Genomic DNA, 21267 nt, shown 5'->3' with positions numbered 1-21267 from the left:
CATGCTGTTCCGTCAGCTCGAGTACTTCGTCGCCGTCGCCCAGGAGCGGCATTTCGCCCGGGCCGCGCAGGCCTGCTACGTGTCCCAGCCCGCGCTGTCCGAGGCGATCCGGAAACTCGAGCGGGAACTGGGGCTGCCGCTGATCCGCCGCGCCCAGAACTTCGAGGGCCTCACTCCCGAGGGAGAACAGCTGGCGCAGTGGGCGCGCCGGCTGCTCGCCGACCGGGACTCGATGGAGTTGCAGGCCGCGGCACTGCGGGAGGGGCTGTCCGGACGGCTGCGGCTGGGCGTGATCCCCGGCGCCGTCACCGCGGTCGCCGCCCTGATCGACCGGTTCTGCGCCGACCGCCCGCAGGTGCAGCTCGACCTGGCCACCGGCCTGCAGTCGGCTGAGGTGCTCGAGCGGATCCGCCGCTTCGAGCTCGACGCCGGCCTAATCTATCCGCGCGGGCTGGACACCACCGGAATGGTCGTCACCGGGCTCTACCGCGAACAGCTGGTGCTGATCGGGCACACGGACCTGATCCGCGACGACGACACTCCGCCGTCCGCGGCGCAGGAGGCGCCGTGGGACCGCATCGCCGGGCTGCCGCTGTGCCTGCTGCACCCCGGGATGCGCGGCCGCGACCTGATCGACGACGCCGCGTCCGCCGCAGGCGTTCACCTGGATCCGCGGATCGAAGCCGACTCGATCGCCGCGCTGATCGCCCTGATCTGGACCGGCCGCTGGGCTTCGATCGTGCCGCAGGCCTGGCTCGACACCCTCGCCGTGCCACCGGAGATCACGACGTGCCCTCTCGCGGCGGGGCCGCAGGGGCCTGCCGGCCCGCTCGGCACCCGGGTCGCGCTGGTGCGCGCGGACGCCGACCCGGCTCCGGTGCTGACCGCAGCGTTCGAACGCGAGGCGCTACTCACCGCCGCCGGAACGTAGCCTGACAACCATGACCTTCGACGGTTTCCCCGAGGCGGCCCTCGACTTCTACGACGATCTGGAGATCGACAACTCCAAGGTCTTCTGGGAGGCGAACAAGGAGGTCTACAAGACGGCGGTGGCCGCGCCGATGACGGCGCTGACCGATCAGCTCGCCGACGAGTTCGGCACCGCCAAGATCTTCCGCCCCTACCGCGACGTCCGCTTCTCGAAGGACAAGACCCCGTACAAGACGCACCAGGGCGCCTTCGTCGCCGCCGCCCCGGCCACCGGCTACTACGTGGAACTGCGCGCGCCCGGTTTCCGCGCCGGCGGCGGCTTCTACCACGCCGAGCCCGACCGGCTGGCCGCCCTGCGCACCGCCATGGATCACCCGCGCCGCGGCGCCGAGCTCGAGGAGATCCTCGCGTCGCTGACCGCGACCGGCTGGGAGATCGGCGGCGACCGTCTCAAGACCGCACCCCGCGGCTGGGACAAGGACCATCCGCGGATCGAGCTGCTGCGCTACAAGTCGCTGACCGCGATGCGCGACTACGGTTTCGACGAGGTGATCCACACCCCCGCACTGGTCGACCGGGTCCGCTCCGACTGGCGCTCACTGGCCCCGCTGATCGACTGGGTCACCGAGCACGGGCGGAGCTGACCGCACCGGCTTCGTCGGCCATGTTCGCGCAGAAGCGCGCCGTCCGCTCGTCGTGGCTCAGCCGCGAACACCACGAGCAGTACTTCCCGTCGGGCGCCGCATACCAGTGGCAGCAGCTCGCGCGGTCGTACTGCAGCCGTTCCCCGAGCGGCCCGAGCAGTGTCCGGAAGCTGCCGCCGCGTTCCAGTCGCGGGTCTACGCCCAGAACCGACTCCGCGCGTTCGGCGACCAGATGGGCCGGGCGGTCCCGCGACATCGTCCGGAAGGCGCCGGCGAATCCGGCCGCCACATTGCCCAGCAGGTTCGGCAGTCCCGGTCCTCCGGCCTTGCGCATCGCCCGGGCGACAGGCAGCAGATGCTCATCGACGACGATGCGCACCAGGTCCTCTGCCGTCGTCCCGGCCAGTCGCGGCCGGGACAGGACGACGGTGTGGGGGCTGCCGTCGACGAACCGCACCCCCACGTTGTCGGCGGTCAGATCGGGCACCCAGCCGTACTCCACCCACGCCAGCGCACCCGCCCCGCACAGCCGGTGGCTGTAGCGCTGGAAGACCAGCGAGGCCGCGTGCCTGCCGACCGGCATGCCCCGATGCCTGGCGTGCAGTTCGATCAACTCTCCGGCCGCCGAGCCGTCCACGAGATCGGCCGCACGAAAGCCCGTCACTTCCCCCTCGATGTCGGTGCCGTCGTGCAGGAGCCGCTGGGCATCGGCCGGATCGGCCGCGCATTCCACGCGGACCGCCGGAATGCTCTTCCGCAGGGCCCGCAGCGACTCCGGCAACGATTCGGTCATGATCGGCTTCTTTCTCGGCCGCCGCCCGGCGGCCGGGGTTCTGCAGTGCGCGTGCGCTGCGGGAGCAGGTAGCGGTCCCCGTCGATCTCGGTGAGCCGGGCAACCGGGCCGTACAGGGTGCGCACCAGTTCTTCGGTGATCGCTTCGCGCGGTGGCCCCAGCTGCTCGATCCGGCCGGCGTGCACCAGAGCCACGTCGTCGCAGTGCGCCGAGGCCAGGTTGAGGTCGTGCAGCACCACGAGCACACCGGCCCCGGCGTCGGCGAGCTCTCCGAGAATGCCCATGATCTGCAGCTGGTAGCGCAGATCCAGGTTGGCCACCGGCTCGTCCAGCAACAGGTACGGCGCACCGGTCACCAGGGCCCGTGCGATCAGCGCGCGCTGCCGCTGCCCGCCCGACAGGTCGGCGAGCGCATCGTCGAGCCGCGTACCGATCCCCACCCGGTCGGCGGCCGAGACGATCCGTTCCAGGGCCGCGGGCCCGCGCACGCCGCGCGGCAGCCCCAGTGCGATCGCGTCGGCCACCGTCAGACCCGATCCCGGTACCGACTCCGATTGCGGGACGTAGCCCAGCAGCCGTGCTCGCGCCGCGGGCGCCATGCCCCGCGTTTGCACACCGTCGACCAGGATGGCGCCCCGGCGCGGCGGCGTGATGCCCAGCACCGCTTTGAGCAGTGTCGACTTGCCGCCGCCGTTCGGGCCGATCACCGCGAGGACTCGACCGGGGTCGAGGTCGAGTCGCACGCCGTCCAGGACAGGCCGACGCCGGCGCCCGTGCGCCACCACGAGATCGCGCACGTGCAGTCCCTGCGCGCTCACCGGCGTGACCATGCGCCCTCCCGGATGATCAGCCACAGGAACATCGGCACCCCGAGGAACGACACGACGATGCCGACCGGCACGATCACCGGGCTGACGATCGTGCGGCCGACGAGATCGGCACCGAGGACCAGCGCGGCACCTACCACCCCGGCGAGCGGCAGGCGATACCGTTCGTCCGCGCCGACCAGCAGCGCCGCGATGTGCGGCGCCACTAGGCCGACGAAGCCGATCACCCCGGTGATGCTGATGACGGTCGCGGCCACGAGCGTCACCAGCACCATCGTCTGGGTGCGCAACCGCCGGACCGGGACCCCGAGACTGAACGCGGTCTCGTCACCGGCGGCCATGCGCATGTACCACCCCGCACGCGCTTGCATGAATCCGCCGGCGACGCCCACGATCACCGCCACCAGAGTGATCTGCGACCAGTTCGCCCGGCCGAGGTCGCCGAAGGTCCAGCGGACGATCGCGGACAGGTCCTGCTCGTCGCTGACGTACTGCAGGACGGCGGTGGCCGCCGCGAACAGGTAGCTCAGCGCGATGCCGGACAGGATCAGGATGGTCGGGCCCATGCGGCCGATCGACGCCAGTCCCATCACCACTGCCGAACACGCGGCCGCCATCACGAAGGCCATGACGACGGTGGCCGTCATCGCCGAGCCGGCGATGGTGAACGTCCCGAGGATCGCCAGGGCCGCGCCGAACGCCGCGGCATTGGAGATGCCGGTGGTGAACGGGCTCGCCATCGGGTTGCCAGTGATGATCTGCATGCCGCAGCCGCACCACGCCAGCCCCGCTCCCGCCGCGATCGCCATGGCGATCCGCGGCAGCCGCAGGTCGACCAGCGCGGTCCACTCGGACCAGTCGAGCGGCTGCGCCCACCGGTCGGCCCCCGGCAGCAGGGTGGCCGCGAGCCGCCCGGTGGTGATGTCGGTGATCCCGTGGACGGTGCCGAGCCAGGCCAGTGCCACCGCGACGAGAGTCGCGGCCGCCAGGATCGACCACCGGCGCCGGGCACGCCCCGCCAGGACCCGACGGACCTCGGCGAGTTCGGTCGCCGGGTCGGCGGCGGCCGTTCCGCCGGTCACCGCATGGCGGGCAGGGTGTGCACGTGCCCGTCGACCGGAGCCATGTCCTGCAGCTTCATCCAGTCGGCGAAGACCTGGTCGGGGTCCAAGTCGGCGGTGTGCTCCGGGTACAGCCACTTGGCGACGTAGGCCGAGCCGACCACCTTGCCCAGGCCGCCGCCGGCGAAGCCCGTCAGGAAGTGGACGTTGCCGTTGCGCACGGCGTCGAGGCCGGTCCAGCCGGGCCGGGAGGTCATCTCAGCCCCGATGGCGTCGAAGTCACCGGCTGCGGGCGGCGTGTACACGCCGGTGTTCTTCAGCGCTCCCCCCGACGTGGTCTTGACGATCAGATCCGGATTCGCGGCCAGCACCGCTTCGGGGTCGACGGCGGCTCCGGCCGGGTCGGCGTCGGCGAAGATGTTGGTGCCGCCGGCCAGGACCACCATCTGGTGCCAGCCGTCGTTCGACGTGCCGGGAACGGCGGTGGTGAACGGGTCGCCGTACTCCCAGTAGACGCTCTTGCGCGGCTGATCGCCGACGGCGTCGGTGATCTGCTGGGAGACCGAGGTGAACATGTCGGTCACCTTCTGGGCGCCGTCCTCGTTGCCGAGGGCCCGCCCCAGGATGTCCATCTGCTTGGGCAGCTCCGCGTTGTCCCAGCCCGTCACGGTGACCACTTTGATTCCCGCCGGCTCCAGCTTGGCCGCGTACTCGTCCACCGAGCCGTTCCGGGGCAGGATCAGCGCCTGGGGCGCCAGTTCGATGATCTTCTCCAGGTTCAGGTCGCTCTGGCCCTTGCCGATCACCTCATCGGGATCGAACTGCGGCCAGTAGGCGCGGTCCTGGGCGGTGTTGGTGTCCACTGAGGCCACCGTGTCGATCGACCCCATCGCCCGGATGAGTTCCACGTTGTAGCGGTTGGCGACGACGACCTTCGTCAGCGGTCCGCTCAGTTCGACGGTGCGCCCGGCGTCATCGACGAGTTCGATGCTCGTCGCCGCCTCGTCCGGCCGGTCCGGGATGGAGCAGCCGGCCAGCACGATCGCCGGCAGTAGGGCGAGCAGGATGACCAGGGGCCGGACGATCGACGTCGTCCGGCGCTGAATGTTCTTCATTTGTCGGTGGCTCCTCGGCCTCACGTAGGTGTACGCACCGGCAGGTATTCGGACTCGGGGCATGTCGCGGGCACGCTCGTGGCGGACGTCCGCGGTTCTCCTTCGCCGTCGCTTCCCGGGTGCGTGGCACCCAGTGCTCGATGACGGCGTCGTTCCCTTTCACCGCTGCGGGACAGTTCCGGATTCTCACCGGATTCCCTCTTGCGACGCCGCGGGCCGTGGGCCCCCGGCGTACCGGTCATTCCGGATCTTATCGACCGCCCCGACGACTCCTCCATCAGGCCACCCCGGCGATCATCTCCTGGCAGGATCGACCCATGTCCGACGCCGACCGGCGGCCCGAACTCGAGACCGTCACCTCGCACGACGATGTGGCCGGGCTCGGGGTGCCGGTCGACATCGACGAGATCGAGGCGACGATCACCGTCGAGCGTGAAGCCCTGACCGCACTGATCTGGGCGCCCGCCGACCTGACGACGGCCGTGGTGCACGCGCTCGTCGGGGACGTCGGCGCGCGCGACGGTCCGGGGGTGATCGCCTCGTCGGCACCGCTGTTCTACCTGCCCGACCACGGGGCCGTGTTCGCGCGCATCATCGATTCCGTCGACGCCGGCGCACCGTTGGCTCCCGGCGACCTGGCGAGCGCCTTCGCCGTCACGGAGACCACCGCCGGATTCCGGAACCTGCTGATGGAGCTGGCCTCCCCCAATCCGGCCGGACCGTGGCCGCTGCCCACCGATGCGGATCTGCCGCGGCTGGCACTGGCCGTGGTCGACCAGTGGCATCGGCGCGGCTACCGCGCCCTGCTCGACCGGATGGGCACCGTCCTGGTGACCGAACGCAGCGACGATCTCGGCCCGCACTGGGAGGCGCTGAGCCGGCACCAGCGGTCGGCCGAAAAGACCCGGGACGCCGTGCGCGCCGCACTGGCCGCGCTCTGACGTCCCGGGTCTTCAGGTTCGGGTCCGGGGCTTTCGGGTCCGGGTCAGGCGGTGACGGCCTCCGCGGCCGCCTTGGCCCACCGGTAGTCGGCCTTGCCGGCCGGGGTGCGGCGCACCTCGTCGACCACCACCAGGCTGCGCGGCACCTTGTACCGGGCCAGGCTCTGCCGGCAGAACTCCTGCACTTCCTCCAGGCTCGGCTCGGTCTCGTCCTCGGCGATCTGCACCACCGCGGCGACGGCCTGCCCGTACTTGGCGTCTGGCACCGGCACCACCAGGGCGTCGGAGATCGCCGGGTGACCGTGCAGGGCGGCCTCCACCTCTTCGGCGTACACCTTCTCGCCGCCGGTGTTGATGCACTGGCTGCCGCGGCCCAGGAAGACGATGCCGCCGTCGTCGTGCACGTAGCCCATGTCGCCCAGCACCGAGATGCGGGTGCCGTCCTCCATGGTCGGGAAGGTGCGCGCGGTCTTCTCCGGATCCTTGTAGTAGCCGAGCGGGATGTTGCCGACGCGGGCGATGTAGCCGACCTCGTTCGGGGTGGTGATCCGGTTGAACCGCTCGTCCACCACCATCATGCGCGCGGTGTCGGGCACCTTGAGGTTGCCGTTCTCGTCGAGCACGATCTCACCGTCGTTGCCGGACTCGGAGGCACCGAAGTTGTCGCGCAGCATCAGTTCCGGCTTCACCGCGAGGAAGCGGTCGCGCACGCTCTTGCTCCAGATGGCGCCGCCGGAGGCGATGGAGAACAGCGTCGAGAAATCCACCTCTCCCGCGCGCCGCTCCATCTCCTCCACCAGCGGCATGCCCATGGCGTCGCCGACGATGAGGATCATCTGGGTCTGATCGCGCGGGATGTTCGCGACGATCTTCTCCGGATCGAAGTCGCGCTCCAGGATCAGCCGGCCACCCAGGCTCAGGAACGTGAACAGCGAGTACGAGGCGGCGCCGTGCATCAGCGGAGCGGCGATCAGGAACGACAGCGACGGGAAGTTCTGGACCTCGCGGGCCAGCTCCTCGTAGCTCTCCCGCGGCGGCCCGTACGGGTTGCCGCCGGAGATCGGCTTGCGGAAGAAGTCGTCGTGCTGCCACATGACGCCCTTCGGGTAGCCGGTGGTACCGCCGGTGTAGATCAGGTACAGCTCTTCGCCGGTGCGCTCGGGGAAGTCCCGCTCGGTGGACTGCTCGGCCCACTCGGCGAAGTCGACCAGCTCCACGGTCCGGCCGCCGGGCTGCTCGCCGACGGCGGCGGCCAGCTCGTCGGTCACGTCGCCGATCACGAAGACGGTGCGCAGCTCGGGCAGCTTGGAGACCAGATTGGCCAGGATGCGCTGGTGTTCGGGCAGTTCGACGATGATCGCCGCCGAATCGGAGTTGTCGAAGATGTACTCCAGCTCCGGCTCGGTGTACCGGTAGTTGATGTTCACCGGAACCGCACCGATCTTGAGCATGCCGAGCAGCGCGGTCACGTGCTCGACGCTGTTCTTCAGGTACAGCGCCACCTTGTCGTCGCGGCCCACACCGTGCGCGGCCAGCAGGTGCGCCACCTGGTTGATCTGCAGGTCCAGGTCGGCGTAGGTGAAACCTTCACCGTCGTAACTCAGCAGGACCCGGTCGGGAACCGCGTCTGCGACGGTCTCGAAAACGGTGGCCAGGTTGAACTTCATTGCGATCTCCTTGGGAGGCGGTCGGGCCGGTGGGGGCTGGTGGGTGGTCGGGGCTGGAGTAGATCAGTCGGTGGTCAGGATGAGGCCGGAGGTTGGGACGCCGGTGCCCGCGGTCACCAGCGCCGCGGAGGCGCCGTCGACCTGGTTCACCGAATCTCCGCGCAGCTGGCGGACGGCTTCGGCGATGCCGTTCATTCCGTGGATGTAGGCCTCGCCCAGCTGGCCGCCGTGCGTGTTGAGCGGAAGCCTGCCGCCCACCTCCAGGGCGCCGGGCTCGCGGACGAAGTCCTTGGCCTCGCCGCGGCCGCAGAAGCCGAGCTCCTCCAGCTGCAGCAGCGTGTACGGCGTGAAGTGGTCGTACAGGATGGCCAGGTCGACGTCGCCCGGCGACATCCCGGCCTGCGCCCACAACTGCCGGCCGACCAGCCCCATCTCTTCCAGCGCCGCGAGCTCGTCGCGGTAGTAGCTGGTCATGATGAACTGGTCGCGCCCGCTGCCCGAGGCCGCACCGGCGATCGTCACCGGACGCTGCGGCAGATCCCGGGCGCGTTCGGGCGAGACGACGACGACCGCGACGCCGCCGTCGGACTCCTGGCAGCAGTCGAGCAGATGCAGCGGCTCGGCGATGTAGCGGCTGGCCTGGTGATCCTCCAGCGTGATCGGCTTGCCGTAGAAGAAGGCGTTCGGGTTGACGGCCGCGTGCTTGCGGTCGACCACGGCGATGCGCCCGAAATCCTCACTGGTGGCGCCGTATTCGTGCATGTACCGCTGGGCGACCATCGCGACGAAGGCCGCCGGAGTCGACAGGCCGTGCGGGTACGAGAAGGCGTTGTCGGTGCCCGAGGAGTTCTCCTGGTTGGCCACCGCCGAGTTGACCTGGCCGAACCGCAGACCGGACCGCTCGTTGAAGGCCCGGTAGGCCACCGCGACGTCGCACACGCCGGTCGCCACGGCCATCGCCGCCTGCTGCACGGTGGAGCAGGCCGCGCCGCCGCCGTAATGGATGCGGGAGAAGTACTTGAGTTCGCCGATCCCGACGGCGCGGGCGACCGCCACCTCCATATTGGTGTCCATGGTGAAGGTGACCAGGCCGTCGACGTCGGCGGGCGTCAGCCCCGCATCGGCGAGGGCGGCGTTGACCGCCTCGGCGGCCAGGCGTAGTTCGCTGCGACCGGACTCCTTGGAGAACTCGGTGGCGCCGATGCCGGCGATGGCCGCTCTGCCCGACAGTGTCCGCTCGCTCATCGCTGCCCCTCCCGGGTGAAGGTGACCGTGGAGATCACGTGCTTGCCGAGGGCGTTGGTGCCGGTCACCGCGACGGTGACGGCGTCGCCGTCGACGGCGGTGACCTCACCGGCGAAGGTGAGGGTGTCGTAGGCGTACCAGGGCACACCGAGCTTGAGTTCGATCGAGCCGATCCGCGCGCGCGGCCCGGCCCAGTCGGTGACGAAGCGTTCCACCAGTCCGGTGTCGGTGAGGATGTTGACGAAGATGTCCTTCGATCCCTTGGCGTGCGCCAGATCCCGGTCGTGATGGACGTCCTGGAAGTCGCGAGTGGCCAGGGCGGTCGCCACGACGAAGGTCGGGGTGGCCTCGATCGTCAAGGGCGGCAAGACGTCTCCGACGGAGATGACCTCCGGCGGCGTCGCGGTCGTTTCACTCATCGGGGACTCCAGGCGTAGAGGGTCCAGGCGTCGGCGTCGTCAGTGGCCGGGAAGTCGAGGAACTCGACGCGCACCTCCATGCCGATCGCGACGTCTTCGGGGGCGACGCCGCGGAGCTGTCCGAGCATGCGGACGCCCTCGTCGAGTTCCACCAGTGCGACCACGAAGGGCAGGTCACGGCCGGGAACCTTCGGTGCATGGTGGACCACGAAGCTGTAGACGGTGCCGGTGCCCGCGGCGACCACGTAGTCGGTCGGCGGGTAGGTGCCGTCGTCGGTCTTGGCCTTCCAGGTCGCCGGGATCGGCGGGTGCCGCAGGCCGCCGTCCTCGAGCTGCTGGATGCGCAGCTCGTGCGCGGCGACGCCGTCCCAAAAGAAGGCGGTGTCACGGGAGACGGACGGCCGGATCAGCCGGGCCGGATCCAGCCCCTCGGGCGCGGCCGGTGCCGCCGGTACAGCGGTGCCCGGACGGAACTTGAGGATGCGGAACTCCATCTCCGCCACCACGTCTCCGCCCGCGCGCCAGGTGTTGCGGGTGGTGAAGAACCAGCCCTCCCCCAGCGCGGTCTGCTTGGGCCCGGTGACGTCGATCAGCTCGGCCGACAGGGTCACCTCTTCGCCGGGGCGGGTGTAGCGGTGGTAGACGGTGTCGCAGTTGGTGGCGACGACGGAGGTGTAGCCGGCCTCGTCGAACAGTTCGCTCGCCCGGCCCAGCGGATCGTCGGCGGTGCGCACCCCGTGCAGGCCGCGCATGGTCCACACCTGCGCCATCGCCGGCGGGGCCACGATGCCGTCGTGCCCGGCGGCACGCGCGGCGGTCTCGTCCACGTAGATCGGGTTGTCGTCGCCCATCGCCTCGACCCAGTTGTGGATCATCGGCTGGTTGATCGGGTCACGGCCGGCGATCGGCGCGCTGGGGCCGGCCGCCATGATCTCCTCGGCGGCCGACCGGATGCGTGCGGGGTCTGCGGTCGGCGCCGCGCCGGTGCCGCTCATCGCTTACTCCTCGGCAGGCCCAGGCCGGCGGTCGCGATCAGATCGCGCATCACCTCGTTGACGCCGCCGCCGAAGGTGATCACCACGTTGCGCTTGGCCTGCATGTCCAGCCAGTCGACGAACTCCGCGGTGGCCGGGTCGGTGAAGTCGCCGTAGGTGCCCACCACGTCGTCGATCAGGCGGTAGATGGTCTGCAGCCGCTCGGTGGCGAAGACTTTGGTGGCCGAGGCGTCGGCCATCGAGATCTCCCCGCTCGAGGCGACCTGCCAGTTGAGCAGTTCGTTGAGCCGCTCGTAGGCGCCGATCTGCGCGAGGGCGCGGCGCACCGGCTGCTGGGTGATCACCGGTGCACCGTCGTAGGTGGCCTCGCCCGCCCAGGCGCGCAGCCGGTCGGCCAGACCGCCGATGCGGCCGGCCGGTCCCAGCATCACGCGCTCGTGGTTGAGCTGGGTGGTGATCAGCTTCCAGCCGTCACCCTCCTCGCCGACCCGCATCGACACCGGTACCCGGACGTCGTTGTAGTAGGTGGCGTTGACGTGGTGGGCGCCGTCGGCGGTGATGATCGGGGTCCACGAGAACCCGGGATCGGTGGTGTCGACGATGAGGATCGAGATGCCCTTGTGCTTGGGCGCCTCCGGATCGGTGCGCACCGCCAGCCAGATGAAGTCGGCGTCGTGACCGCCGGTGGTGAAGATCTTCTGCCCGTTCACCACGTACTCGTCGCCCTCGCGGACGGCGCGGGTGGTCAGCGAGGCCAGGTCGGTGCCGGCCTCCGGCTCGGTGTAGCCGATCGCGAAGTGGACGTCGCCGGTCAGGATGGCCGGCAAGAACTTCGCCTTCTGCTCGTCGGTGCCGTAGCGCTGCAGCGTCGGCCCGACGGTCTGCAGGGTCACCGCGGGCAACGGCACGTCGGCGCGCACCGCCTCGTTGGTGAAGATCTGCTGCTCGAAATCGCCGAAGCCCTTGCCGCCGTACTCTTCCGGCCAGCCGACGCCGAGCTGGTCGTCGGCGCCGAGCTGCTTGATCAGGGCACGGTAGGCGGCGCCGTGCCGGTCGGTGCGCATCGCGACCTCGTCCTCGGGGCTGATCAGCCCGGAGAAGTAGGAGCGCAACCGGTCGCGCAGCGCCCGCTGGTCGTCGGTCAGGTCTAGGAACACGCCGCCTCCTCGACGGTGACGTCCGCGAGCACATCCAATGCGCCCAGGGGACCGCCGGCCACGCGCGCCAGATCCTTGGCGAGCGAGAAGTAGCGGTGCAGCGGGTAGGTGATGTCGACGCCGACGCCGCCGTGCAGGTGCGTCATGGCGCGCAGGGCGGCCGGCAGTTCGGCGGCCAGCCAGTAGTCGGCCGTGGCGAGGTCTTCGGCGGCGTCGAGCCCGGCCGACAGCCGCCAGGCAGCCGACGTCGCGATCAGGTTGAGGGTCCGGGAGACCACGTAGATGTCGGCCAGCTGCTGACCGACCGCCTGGAAGGCGGCGATCGGCTTGCCGAACTGTTCGCGGCCGGTCACGTGCTCGGCGGTCATCGCCAGCGCACCGGCCAGCAGGCCGTCGGCGTAGGCGGCCAGGAAGACGCGGTAGAGCGCGGTCAGTTCCGTGGCGTCCCCGGCCAGCACGTCGGCGTCGTCGATCGCCACCGCGTCGAAGGCCACCGTGTACTCGGCGGCCCCGGACGACGACGAGGTGCGGGTCAGCGTGACGCCGTCGGCGCGCGGATCCACCACCGCGGTGCCGCCGTCGGCCCCCACCAGCAGAGCCGCGGCACCGTCGGCGAAGGCCACTCCGGTCTTGACGCCGGTGAGCAGTGTGGTGCCGGACGTCCGGTCCAGTCGGGTCTGCAGTGGTGCGCCCAGCGCCTCGCCGCGTTCGCCGAGCGCGACGGCGTACCAGCCGCCGTCGGCGGCGGCCGCCGCCCAGCGGCCGGCTGCCGCCGCGCTGTGCGCCAGCAGCACCGCACCGGTGAGGGTGCCGATCAGCGGGGTCACCACGGCGCCGCGGCCGGCACTGGTGACCAGCGGGATGAGCGCCTCGACGCCGAGGTCGTCGCCGCCGTGGGCTGCCGGCAACGCCAGCACCGTGAGTCCGGCGCCGGTGAGCGCCTGCCATGCGGCCGCGTCGAAGCCGTCCTCGGTGAACCTGTCGGTCCACTCCGGGGCCAGCCGTCCCACAACCTCCTGCGTCGCCTCGGCCACCGCCGCGGCCGTCGCGTCCGGGGTGAAATCCACCCGCGCCTCCATTCGAAAGTCTCCGCCGTGCCTTATGAGAACACGTTCTATATTAGAACAGGTTCTACTTTAGCGGGTCATCCGCGGGGGAGTCCCAGAATCCGCTCGGCCGCCGCCGAGCGGAGGATCTGCGTGGTGCCGCCGGCGATCGAGAGGCAGCGGTTGAGCAGGAAGAGTTCGCTCGCGGCGCTCGGCAACAGCGCGTCCGGCCCCAGCAGGTCGAGCGCGAACTCGGGGACCGCCTGACGGTGGACCACGCCGATCAGCTTGCGCACGCTCGAGGTGGCGCCCGGATCGGTTCCCGACAGCCGCTGCGTCAGCGCGCGGGCGTCGAGCACGCGGCCGATGTGCGCGTCGGCGATCAGGCCGCCGAGACGGTCGGCGTCGCGTTCGCCGAGCACCGTTCCGGCGTCGTCGAGCTGGCGCAGCAGCGCGTCGACCTCTTTGCCCAGCCCCGCGCCGCCCATCGCGACGCGCTCGTTGGACAGGGTGGTGCGGGCCAGGCGCCAGCCGCCGTTCACCTCACCCACCACGTACTCGTCGGGAACCACGACACCGTCCAGGAAGACCTCGTTGAACAGGGCCCGGCCGGTCATCTCTCGCAGCGGCCGCACGTCGATGCCGGGGCTGGTCATGTCGACCAGGAAGTAGGTGATCCCCTTGTGCTTGGGGGCGTCGCCGTCGGTGCGCGCGAGACAGACCGCCCACTGCGAGTCGTGCGCCTGCGAGGTCCAGATCTTCTGGCCGGTCAGCTCCCAGCCGCCGTCGACGCGAACCGCGCGGGTGCGCAGCGAGGCCAGGTCGCTGCCCGCCTCGGGCTCGCTGAACAGCTGGCACCAGGTGATGTCGCCCGCCAGCGTCGGGGCGATGAACTTCTCGCGCTGCGCGTCGGTGCCGTGCTCCAGGATGGTCGGCAGCGCCCAGCCCGCGATCACCAGATCGGGCCGCCGCACCCCGACCCGGTCGAGTTCGGCGTCGATCAGCAACTGCAGGGCCGGGTCGGCGGCCAGCCCATAGGGCGACGGCCAGTGCGGCATCAGCAGGCCGCTGCGGGCCAGTTCGCCGCGCCGGCCGTCCTCGCCGGCCGCGGCGACCCGCTCGGCCAGCGCCGCGATCTCCGGGCGCCGGTGTTCGACGTCGGCCAGATCGATCGCGAACTCGCGGCGCGCCCCGCGGCGCCCCAGGTCGGCCAGCGCCAACCGGGCCGGCGTTCCACCGCGCAGCACCGCTCGCGCCGCCATCGCCGACCGCAGGTACAGGTGGGCGTCGTGCTCGAAGGTGAAGCCGATCCCGCCCAGCACCTGGATGGCGTCCTTGGCGTTGTCGACCGACGACTCGGCGGTCAGCGCCGCCGCCGCCAGCCGGCACAACTGGAGTTGGTCCCGGCCACCGGCTCCGCCGGCCGCACGGTCGTCGTCGATCGCGCCGGCCAGATCCCATGCGGCGGCCGCGAGTTGCTCGGCGCGGCAGAGCATCTCCGCGCACAGGTGCTTGATGGCCTGGAACGAGCCGATGGGCACCCCGAACTGGGTGCGCACTTTGGCGTAGTCCACCGCGAGGTCAAGGGTCCGCCGCGCGATTCCGGCCTGGTAGGCCGCGAGCGCCCCGATCACCATGGCGTGGAGGGCCTCGCCGTCGTCGATCGCGATCAGGTCACCGGCACGCAGGTCTTCCAGGACCACGCGGACCGGCGTGGCTGTCCCGTCCACGGCGCCGCCCGGCTCGGCGCTGCGCACATGCCCGTCCACCGCGAACCATCCGGTGTGCCCGTCCAGCGTCAGGGGCGCCACGATCAGCGCATCCGGGACGTGACCCGGCACCACGCCGAGGTCGGCCACCCCGTCGCGCACCTCGACCGGGTCGCCGGTGGCGACCGCGGCCGCCGGCATCACGGCCGGACGCTCGCCCGCCAGCAGTTCCGCGGCGACCGGCACCCCTTGCGCGGCCAGGGCCGCGGCGGCCGCCGCGGATGCGGTCAGCGGACCCGGGACCAGCTCGGCGCCGCACGCGGAGAGGATCGCCGCGGTGTCGGCGAAGGTGCCACCGGCGCCGCCGGACTCCTCGTCCACGCCGGCGGCGAACACGCCCAGATCGGCGATCTGTTCCCACAGCGGTCGCCACGCGGCGTTCGGCGTGTCGAGATCGGCCCGGACCAGTTCGCGCACCTCGCGCGCCTGTGCCCAGCCCGAAATGGCATCGCTGACCGCTTGCTGCTCGATCGAGGTGGTGTTTGTCACGGTTGTTCCTCTGCATCTGCGCTTGAACCGACAAATAGAACCTGTTCTAGTTAGTCTAGGGTGTACACCAATACCTGGGGAGGCGCCAACCGGCATTCGTCTCCGCCGATCGAGTGAGGACGCGTGCATGGCTGCTTCCAGTTCCAGCAACACCGACACCGCGATCCCGGCACCCCCGGCGGTCGCTGCGACCTCGGGCGCCGAGGTGGGGTCCGCCGCGCAACGCGAGCGCCGCCGCCGGATCCTCGACGCCACCCTGTCGCTGGCCTCCAAGGGCGGCTACGACGCGGTGCAGATGCGTGCCGTGGCCGATAAGGCCGAAGTCGCCGTCGGCACCCTCTACCGCTACTTCCCGTCCAAGGTGCACCTGCTGGTGACCGCCCTGGCCCGCGAGTTCGAGCGCGTCGAAGCCCGCGCCGATCGATCGCAGCTGCCCGGCGGAACCCCCATCGAACGGCTCAGCAACGTCCTGGACATGATCACCTACTACATGCAGCGCGACCCGCTGCTGACCGAGGCGATGACCCGCGCCTTCATGTTCGCCGACGCCTCGGCTGCCGGCGAGGTCGATCAGGTCGCCGCCATCATCGACCGCCTGCTCGCCGGCGCGATGATGGAGTCCACCGATCCCGGTGCCGAGCCCACCGAGCAGGAACTGGCCATCGCCCGCGTGATCTCGGACGTGTGGATGTCGAACCTGGTGCAGTGGCTCACCCGGCGCGCGTCGGCCACCGATGTGACCAACCGCATGGCACAGACCGTTCGCCTGCTGCTGGACCGGTGACCGTCCCCGGAGACTGCAGCCGGGCACACCCCACCGAATACGGAATCGGGGCCCGGCACCGGTAACGTGTCCCGTCATGAACTCGTCTGCTGACTCGCGTCCGGCACCCGCGGCGACGCCGCCGCCGACCGGCGACGAGCACCCGGCGCCGGCGCCGGAAACGCCGCAGGACAAGCCCCGCAAGAAGGACAAACACCTCTATCAGATCGACTTCGTCCGGCTTGTCACGTTCGCCGGAGTCGTCCTCGATCACGTCATCCTGGCGCTGGCCACCAACGCCGAACTGGTCGCCCAGGGCGTCGGCCTGCTGCTGCGATACACGCGTTACTGCTTCTTCGCCCTCACCGGCTTCGTCCTCACCTTCCAGTACCGCAACCGGGAGCTGCACGCGCCCACGTTCTGGCGGCGACGGTTCAAACTGATCGGTCTGCCGTTCGTGGCCTGGTCACTGTTCTACTGGGTCTACAACCGGTGGCGCCGGGGCGGCTGGGGCGATGTCGAAGCGGCCTTCAGCGACATGCACGCCGCGGCGATGTCGCTCAAGAGCATCGCCTACGACCTCATCACCGGTCACGCCGCCTACCACCTGTACTTCCTGTCGGTCAGCATGCAGATCTACGTGGTCTTCCCGCTGATCCTCTGGGTGCTGCGCCGCACGTGGGGATACCACCGCTACCTGCTGGCGCTGTCCGGCGTCTTCCACATCTGGCTGCTGTACCACATGGTCCGCCCGCCGCTGGAGCTCTTCGCCGACGGTGCTCCCGGCATGCTGTGGCGCTACCTGGGCATCACTTTGCTGCCGTACCAGTTCTTCGTCCTCGCCGGCTGTCTGGCCGCCTATCACTTCGAGGCCTTCAGCGCCTTCATGAAGCGCTGGCGCTGGCAGCTGGGTGCGGCCGCGGTCGTCGCGATCGTGCTCACCCTGGTCTACTACCGCGATCAGGTGCTCGGCGGCGAGGAGGTCTTCCGCGCCACCAACGTCTTCATGGTGCACAACGCCTTCGCCTTCATCGGCATCATCGTGCTGCTCTACATCGGCGGCACCGCGTGGCAGAACCGCCGCACGCCCGGCTCCATCCCGGACAAGCTGATGGCCAAGGCCGCCGACCGGTCCTTCGGCATCTACCTGGCGCACGTAGTCGCGATCTTCGCCGTCACCCCGGCCTTTCTCCGGTGGAACGCCGGGGTCGGCTGGCGGATCTTCGTCATGTACCTGGTGGTCTGCGTGCTGACGGTCTTCCTGGTGGAGGTTCTGCGTCTGAGCCCGATCAGCCTGATCACCACCGGCCGCAACCGGCTGGACTGGCGCGCACAGAACCCGGCCAAGCAGCTGCCCGTGGCCGTCGCCGCGATCGTCGTCGGCGTCCTCGTCCAGGTGTTCACCGGCCAGGGCATCGGCGCCTTCGTGGCCGGGACAGGGCTGATCCTGCTGGTCGGCGCGCTCGTCGTGCTGGCCAAGCAGCGCAGCGAACCGCTGATCCCCGCCTGAGACCGCGCCCGCCCGCCGGAAACCCAGCGCCCGGCTGCAGACCCAGCAGTCGGGAGAGCTGGGTCTGCAGCCGACTGCTGGGTCTGCAGCCGGGCGCTGGGTTCGTGGCCGACGAAGCGCACGGCGGACTCGGCCGGCCGCTCAGCGCAGGGTGCGCACCACCTGGTCGGCGACGGCCGCCTTGCCCGCCGAGTTCGGGTGGAAGGCCATGGACTGGCCGTAGCCCCGGATCCAGGGTTCCGCCGAGCAGACGGTGTGCCCGGCACCGGCCTGTGCGGTGCTGACCAGCTGGGCGCCGGTCGCCTCCGCGGCCCGCGCAGTGGCGGCGGCCAGCTGCGCGCCGACCGATTCCGTCTCGGCCACCTGCCACGGTTCCAGCGGGAGCGCCGGGCAGGGACCCTCGTTCACCGAGACCACCGGCGGATAGTCGACGAAGACCACGCGCGCCTCGGGGGCGCGGTCGCGGATCGCGGCGACCACGTCGGCGAGGTCGCGTTCCACCGAGGAGTAGCGGTCGGCGACCGGGAACGGCGACGGCCAGGCGGCGGTGTTGCAGTAGCGGCCCAGCGGCGGCGAGAACAGTCCGGCGGCCAGATTCGCACACGCCGAGGTGGCCAGGCGGCCGATGTACGAGACGTCGTTGCCGCCGATGGTGACGGTCACCAGGGACGTGTCCGGGGTGACGGCCTCGATCTGCGGCGGGTGGCCCTTGCTGGACGGCCGCAGAATGTCGGCGACCACCGCGCCGGAGCAGCTGGCGTCGTCGAGCTTCAGGTTCAGTGCGTCGGCGACGCGGCGGGGGTAGTTGTCGTGCGTCTGGCCGCACCGGCCGACCGGCTCCCCGCTACCGGGGCCCGCGGCGAAGGAACTGCCGAGCGCAACGTATTTGCCGGGCTCCTGTTGCGCCTGCTGCGCCTTGGGAACGGGCGGTCCCGCCTCCGCGGGCGCCGGGTAGGAATCGGAATAGATCAGTCCCGCGACCAGCACTGCGACCGCTGCTATCCCAGCGGCGACCGCGGCCGCTAACCGGCCCAAGGGGATTGCACGCATGCCCTCCAGTGTCACACAGGATCGGTCGACTGCGCTGCCGCGGCCCGCGGACGTGTGGGGCGGTCCACAGTCCGGTTCAACGCGAGCGAACTGAGCGCCGACACCAGTGCCAGCAGGCTCGCGGTGAAGACCAGCCACAGCCCCCAGACCACCGCCCGGAAGGCGTACGGCACGGCCCACTGGTTCTCGATCCCGAAAGCGGCCTGCGGATCGGCGACGGCGAAGACGACCACCACGAAGGCGATCACCGCGACGATCACCGACCCGGCCGCGACGAGCGTCGAACGCACTCCGGCCAGCAACGCCAGGCCGGTAACCAACAGGATCGCGCCGAGCGGCACCGTCCAGTAACCGGGGTCGATCCCGCCGGCCAGAACTCCGCCGGAGGTGCCCGGCCAGCCGTGCATGGTCACCAGGTCCGCGACGGCGACGTGCGGGTCGTGCTCCACCGACTGCGGCGTCCCCGGCAGCACCCGCAGCCACGGCGTGAAGGTGCCGACCAGCATCAGCAGCCCGGACAGCGCCATCATCGCGGCGGCGAACCGGCGCTGGGGTCCGGCGCCGGCGACCGGCGTCTGCACCGAGTCAGACATGACACACCTCTCCGGCCGGGGGCCACCCCCGACCTTCAGGAGGATAGGCCACCGCCGGTGTCAGTTGCGGGCCAGGTCCTTCGCGATGGACGGCCAGGTGCGATGCAGATCGGCCTCCCAGTACTGCCACGAGTGGGTGCCGGTGGGGCGGGTGACGACCGTGGTGTCGACGTTCGCCCGGTCCAGCGCCTCACGCATCTGCTGGGTGCAGCTGTAGACGGTGGCCTCGATGGCGCCGCCGAGCAGCACCTGGTCGGCCAGCACGGCCGGATCCCCCTTGATCAGCCGGGCGCCGAGCGTGTCGTACTCGCCGGGCAGGCCGGTGCCGGTGGTCAGATACACCTTGGTGCCGCGGAGCTTGTCGGCGTTCAGGTACGGATCGTTCGCGCGCCAGCCGGGACCGTCGAGCGGCCCCCACATGTTGGTGATGTCACCGCGGCCGCGGTCTTCCACGACGGTGCGGATGTAGGCCTGACCCAAGGGATCGCTGGTGCGCGCACAGCCGCTGTAGGCGGCCGCCGCGCGGTAGAGCTTCGGCGCGGCGATGGCCAGGTTCAGCACCGAGGTCCCGGCCATCGAGATGCCGGCCACCGCGTTGGCGCCGGTCGATCCCAGTTCCTCGTCCAGCAGCGGGGGCAGTTCCTCGGTGAGGAAGGTCTGCCACTTGTTGCGACCGAGCACCGGGTCTTCGCGTTCCCAGTCGGTGTAGTACGAGAAGGCCCCGCCGATCGGCGTGATCACGTTGACGTGCTTGTCGGCGAAGAACTTCGCGTAGTCGGTCTTCTCCTGCCAGGTGGCGTCGTCTTCGCCGCCGCCGGCGCCGTTGAGCAGGTACAGGTTGGGCGCAGACTTGCCGGTGTCGCGGGGCCGCAGCACCGTCAGCGGGATGTTCCGGTTCATCGCCGCCGAGTAGGCGACGATGCGCTCCTCCTGGGGACCGATCTTGTCCACGGAGACGATGCGCGACGGCACGACGGCCTGCGCAGGCGCGGTTCCCGAGGGTTGCGGGGCAACCGGCTGGGGGACGGTCGGCTGGGGGCGGGCCTGCTGGGGTTCGGCGGCAGCGAGTCCGGGCGCAGCGATGGCCACGGCCAGGACCGCAGCCATCGTCGTGCGAGCTGCCGCGCGCATAGATCCTCCAGTCACTTTTGCAACATTAGCCCCAAGAGTAACACTCGCGGGTCAGAACGACCCCCGCCGGATTTCCGGCGGGGGCCGTGGCTCAGTCAGTCAGCCGATCAGCGCGGCGGCTGCCCCGGGAAGGGCGGCTGCTGCCCCGGGAACTGGCCACCCGGCTGACCGGGATACTGCCCACCCGACTGACCGGGGAACTGGCCGCCCGGCTGACCGGGGAACTGCTGCCCCGGCTGCTGGCCGAAGTTCTGGGGCTGCCCCGGGAAAGGCTGCTGCCCCGGGAAGGGCTGCTGGCCGGGGAACTGGCCCGGGTCACCGAAGTCGGCCGGAGCGGGCCCCGCGTCGTCGAACTTGGCGGGTGCCAGCGTCAGCGCCAGCATCGCGGCACCGGCGAGCAGCGCCAGGAGGGCACCGATCAGCACGAGCCAGAGCCCGTAGCCCGCAGAGAACAACTCGCGGTCTTCCGCGCTCGTGTTCTTCGCCACCGCACCGATCGGATTGGCGATGAACACGATGGACGCGATGGTGGCGGCGACGCCGCCGAGGGCGATGAGCACCGCACCGATACCCGGGAACCGGCGAACGAGCACCAGGACCGCACCGATGCCGACGATCACACCGAAGATCACCGTCCAGATGCCCGGCATCTTGGTGTCCGCGTCAGCGCTCTCGTTCATCTGCGCCCGCATCTCCTCTTCGGACATGAAGCCCGCAAGTTCGTCCGGGACCTCGAAGTCGGTGTCCGCATCGACCGACCCCATGCCGCTCACCGACACGCTGATGGACACATCCCCCGTCACCGGATTCGACTCGGTATCCGAAGCACTCGCCCAGGCGAGAAAGCTGAACACGATCAGCAGCAGGGCGGCCACCGCGGCAACGGCACCGACAATCATGCGACGCGGCGACGCCGGTCCCGTCGGCGCGAGCAGCCCGGCGGTGGCGGCCGGCGCACCGGCGGGCGCGGACGCACCGGCGAACTGCGGCGGCTGTCCCGGTGCACCGTACTGCGGGTGCTGACCGGGATCGCCCGGATTCGGTTGTCCGTACGTCATAGAACTCGACTCCCCCACGCAGTGGGTGACGCACTTGCGCGTCACCCGTTGGGAAGAATCCTCG

Annotated in this window: 20 protein-coding genes and 1 riboswitch; of the genes, 5 read left to right on the top strand and 15 right to left on the bottom strand. The window is 70.5% G+C overall.

Annotation, left to right across the window (positions count from 1 at the left end; genetic code table 11):
- Nucleotide 1: 1 nt before the first annotated feature.
- Nucleotides 2–931, top strand: a complete 930-nt coding sequence (locus ABD732_RS06615) for a LysR family transcriptional regulator (RefSeq protein ID WP_344781851.1) — start codon at nucleotides 2–4, stop codon at nucleotides 929–931.
- 10 nt (nucleotides 932–941) lie between these two features.
- Nucleotides 942–1574, top strand: a complete 633-nt coding sequence (locus tag ABD732_RS06610) for a DUF2461 domain-containing protein (RefSeq protein WP_344781849.1) — start codon at nucleotides 942–944, stop codon at nucleotides 1572–1574.
- Here ABD732_RS06610 and ABD732_RS06605 read toward each other — a convergent pair.
- From ABD732_RS06605 to ABD732_RS06590, 4 genes are read right to left on the bottom strand one after another with little or no spacing between them, the layout of a single operon-like run.
- Entirely contained in the window at nucleotides 1552–2367 is an 816-nt protein-coding gene (locus ABD732_RS06605) for a hypothetical protein (protein ID WP_344781847.1), read from the bottom strand. The two genes, ABD732_RS06610 and ABD732_RS06605, sit on opposite strands and share 23 nt — an antisense overlap.
- Nucleotides 2364–3185 carry an ABC transporter ATP-binding protein gene (locus tag ABD732_RS06600; RefSeq protein WP_344781845.1) on the bottom strand — a complete coding sequence of 274 codons (822 nt, stop codon included), beginning with the start codon at nucleotides 3183–3185 and terminating at the stop codon, nucleotides 2364–2366. The genes ABD732_RS06605 and ABD732_RS06600 overlap by 4 nt, the downstream gene beginning before the upstream one ends.
- Nucleotides 3182–4276: a FecCD family ABC transporter permease gene (locus tag ABD732_RS06595; protein WP_344781843.1), complete on the bottom strand. Its 1095-nt coding sequence runs from the start codon at nucleotides 4274–4276 to the stop codon at nucleotides 3182–3184. The genes ABD732_RS06600 and ABD732_RS06595 overlap by 4 nt, the downstream gene beginning before the upstream one ends.
- On the bottom strand, nucleotides 4273–5370 hold the full coding sequence (locus ABD732_RS06590) for an ABC transporter substrate-binding protein (protein ID WP_344781841.1): 1098 nt from the start codon (nucleotides 5368–5370) through the stop codon (nucleotides 4273–4275). The genes ABD732_RS06595 and ABD732_RS06590 overlap by 4 nt, the downstream gene beginning before the upstream one ends.
- A 22-nt stretch (nucleotides 5371–5392) precedes the next feature.
- Nucleotides 5393–5624: riboswitch (cobalamin riboswitch) on the bottom strand.
- Between the two features lie 63 nt (nucleotides 5625–5687).
- Here ABD732_RS06590 and ABD732_RS06585 point away from each other — a divergent pair.
- Complete coding sequence (locus ABD732_RS06585; protein ID WP_344781839.1) at nucleotides 5688–6311, top strand: hypothetical protein; 624 nt, start codon at nucleotides 5688–5690, stop codon at nucleotides 6309–6311.
- 44 nt (nucleotides 6312–6355) lie between these two features.
- Here ABD732_RS06585 and ABD732_RS06580 read toward each other — a convergent pair whose 3' ends face one another.
- From ABD732_RS06580 to ABD732_RS06550, 7 genes are all read right to left on the bottom strand, one after another.
- Nucleotides 6356–7978 (bottom strand): AMP-binding protein, encoded by a 1623-nt coding sequence (locus tag ABD732_RS06580; RefSeq protein WP_344781837.1) that lies wholly within the window; start codon nucleotides 7976–7978, stop codon nucleotides 6356–6358.
- 63 nt (nucleotides 7979–8041) lie between these two features.
- Nucleotides 8042–9223, bottom strand: coding sequence for a lipid-transfer protein (locus ABD732_RS06575; RefSeq protein ID WP_344781835.1), 1182 nt, complete (start codon nucleotides 9221–9223; stop codon nucleotides 8042–8044).
- On the bottom strand, nucleotides 9220–9642 hold the full coding sequence (locus ABD732_RS06570) for a MaoC family dehydratase (protein WP_344781833.1): 423 nt from the start codon (nucleotides 9640–9642) through the stop codon (nucleotides 9220–9222). Before ABD732_RS06570 ends, ABD732_RS06575 begins: the two co-directional genes overlap by 4 nt.
- The gene (locus tag ABD732_RS06565; RefSeq protein ID WP_344781831.1) at nucleotides 9639–10637 is read right to left on the bottom strand and encodes a bifunctional MaoC family dehydratase N-terminal/OB-fold nucleic acid binding domain-containing protein; all 999 of its coding nucleotides are present in this window, start codon (nucleotides 10635–10637) and stop codon (nucleotides 9639–9641) included. Before ABD732_RS06565 ends, ABD732_RS06570 begins: the two co-directional genes overlap by 4 nt.
- Nucleotides 10634–11794, bottom strand: a complete 1161-nt coding sequence (locus ABD732_RS06560) for an acyl-CoA dehydrogenase family protein (protein WP_344781829.1) — start codon at nucleotides 11792–11794, stop codon at nucleotides 10634–10636. The genes ABD732_RS06565 and ABD732_RS06560 overlap by 4 nt, the downstream gene beginning before the upstream one ends.
- The gene (locus ABD732_RS06555) at nucleotides 11785–12861 is read right to left on the bottom strand and encodes an acyl-CoA dehydrogenase family protein (RefSeq protein ID WP_344781827.1); all 1077 of its coding nucleotides are present in this window, start codon (nucleotides 12859–12861) and stop codon (nucleotides 11785–11787) included. The genes ABD732_RS06560 and ABD732_RS06555 overlap by 10 nt, the downstream gene beginning before the upstream one ends.
- 77 nt (nucleotides 12862–12938) lie before the next feature.
- A complete protein-coding gene (locus tag ABD732_RS06550) occupies nucleotides 12939–15098 on the bottom strand; it encodes an acyl-CoA dehydrogenase family protein (protein WP_344781825.1) in 2160 nt (719 codons plus the stop codon).
- Nucleotides 15099–15225: 127 nt separating this feature from the next.
- Between ABD732_RS06550 and kstR the strand changes: the two genes are divergently transcribed.
- Entirely contained in the window at nucleotides 15226–15882 is a 657-nt protein-coding gene (gene kstR, locus ABD732_RS06545; RefSeq protein ID WP_344781823.1) for a cholesterol catabolism transcriptional regulator KstR, read from the top strand.
- Nucleotides 15883–15958: 76 nt separating this feature from the next.
- Nucleotides 15959–17371, top strand: a complete 1413-nt coding sequence (locus ABD732_RS06540) for an acyltransferase (protein WP_344781821.1) — start codon at nucleotides 15959–15961, stop codon at nucleotides 17369–17371.
- 141 nt (nucleotides 17372–17512) lie between these two features.
- Here the strand turns inward: ABD732_RS06540 and ABD732_RS06535 are convergent, their stop codons facing one another.
- The 4 genes from ABD732_RS06535 to ABD732_RS06520 form a co-directional block, all read right to left on the bottom strand.
- A complete protein-coding gene (locus tag ABD732_RS06535) occupies nucleotides 17513–18421 on the bottom strand; it encodes an SGNH/GDSL hydrolase family protein (protein ID WP_344781819.1) in 909 nt (302 codons plus the stop codon).
- A gap of 11 nt (nucleotides 18422–18432) precedes the next feature.
- Nucleotides 18433–19014, bottom strand: coding sequence for a hypothetical protein (locus ABD732_RS06530; protein ID WP_344781817.1), 582 nt, complete (start codon nucleotides 19012–19014; stop codon nucleotides 18433–18435).
- A gap of 60 nt (nucleotides 19015–19074) precedes the next feature.
- Nucleotides 19075–20145 carry an alpha/beta hydrolase gene (locus ABD732_RS06525; protein WP_344781815.1) on the bottom strand — a complete coding sequence of 357 codons (1071 nt, stop codon included), beginning with the start codon at nucleotides 20143–20145 and terminating at the stop codon, nucleotides 19075–19077.
- Between the two features lie 107 nt (nucleotides 20146–20252).
- Nucleotides 20253–21203, bottom strand: coding sequence for a hypothetical protein (locus ABD732_RS06520; protein ID WP_344781813.1), 951 nt, complete (start codon nucleotides 21201–21203; stop codon nucleotides 20253–20255).
- Nucleotides 21204–21267: the final 64 nt, after the last annotated feature.

It is taken from the genome of Gordonia caeni, from assembly GCF_039537105.1.
GTDB classification, from domain to species: Bacteria; Actinomycetota; Actinomycetes; order Mycobacteriales; family Mycobacteriaceae; genus Gordonia; species Gordonia caeni.
Note: the sequence above shows the minus strand (reverse complement) of the source record. Positions and strands in the feature narration are given on the sequence as shown.

What these genes read in the sequence shown, in the direction of transcription:
- ABD732_RS06520 (WP_344781813.1), bottom strand. Translation starts at nt 21,203, where the DNA reads ATGACGTACGGACAACCGAATCCGGGCGATCCCGGTCAGCACCCGCAG.
- ABD732_RS06525 (WP_344781815.1), bottom strand. Translation starts at nt 20,145, where the DNA reads ATGCGCGCGGCAGCTCGCACGACGATGGCTGCGGTCCTGGCCGTGGCC.
- kstR (WP_344781823.1), top strand. Translation starts at nt 15,226, where the DNA reads ATGGCTGCTTCCAGTTCCAGCAACACCGACACCGCGATCCCGGCACCC.
- ABD732_RS06590 (WP_344781841.1), bottom strand. Translation starts at nt 5,370, where the DNA reads ATGAAGAACATTCAGCGCCGGACGACGTCGATCGTCCGGCCCCTGGTC.
- ABD732_RS06535 (WP_344781819.1), bottom strand. Translation starts at nt 18,421, where the DNA reads ATGCGTGCAATCCCCTTGGGCCGGTTAGCGGCCGCGGTCGCCGCTGGG.
- ABD732_RS06540 (WP_344781821.1), top strand. Translation starts at nt 15,959, where the DNA reads ATGAACTCGTCTGCTGACTCGCGTCCGGCACCCGCGGCGACGCCGCCG.
- ABD732_RS06570 (WP_344781833.1), bottom strand. Translation starts at nt 9,642, where the DNA reads ATGAGTGAAACGACCGCGACGCCGCCGGAGGTCATCTCCGTCGGAGAC.
- ABD732_RS06585 (WP_344781839.1), top strand. Translation starts at nt 5,688, where the DNA reads ATGTCCGACGCCGACCGGCGGCCCGAACTCGAGACCGTCACCTCGCAC.
- ABD732_RS06580 (WP_344781837.1), bottom strand. Translation starts at nt 7,978, where the DNA reads ATGAAGTTCAACCTGGCCACCGTTTTCGAGACCGTCGCAGACGCGGTT.
- ABD732_RS06610 (WP_344781849.1), top strand. Translation starts at nt 942, where the DNA reads ATGACCTTCGACGGTTTCCCCGAGGCGGCCCTCGACTTCTACGACGAT.
- ABD732_RS06530 (WP_344781817.1), bottom strand. Translation starts at nt 19,014, where the DNA reads ATGTCTGACTCGGTGCAGACGCCGGTCGCCGGCGCCGGACCCCAGCGC.
- ABD732_RS06565 (WP_344781831.1), bottom strand. Translation starts at nt 10,637, where the DNA reads ATGAGCGGCACCGGCGCGGCGCCGACCGCAGACCCCGCACGCATCCGG.
- ABD732_RS06605 (WP_344781847.1), bottom strand. Translation starts at nt 2,367, where the DNA reads ATGACCGAATCGTTGCCGGAGTCGCTGCGGGCCCTGCGGAAGAGCATT.
- ABD732_RS06575 (WP_344781835.1), bottom strand. Translation starts at nt 9,223, where the DNA reads ATGAGCGAGCGGACACTGTCGGGCAGAGCGGCCATCGCCGGCATCGGC.
- ABD732_RS06615 (WP_344781851.1), top strand. Translation starts at nt 2, where the DNA reads ATGCTGTTCCGTCAGCTCGAGTACTTCGTCGCCGTCGCCCAGGAGCGG.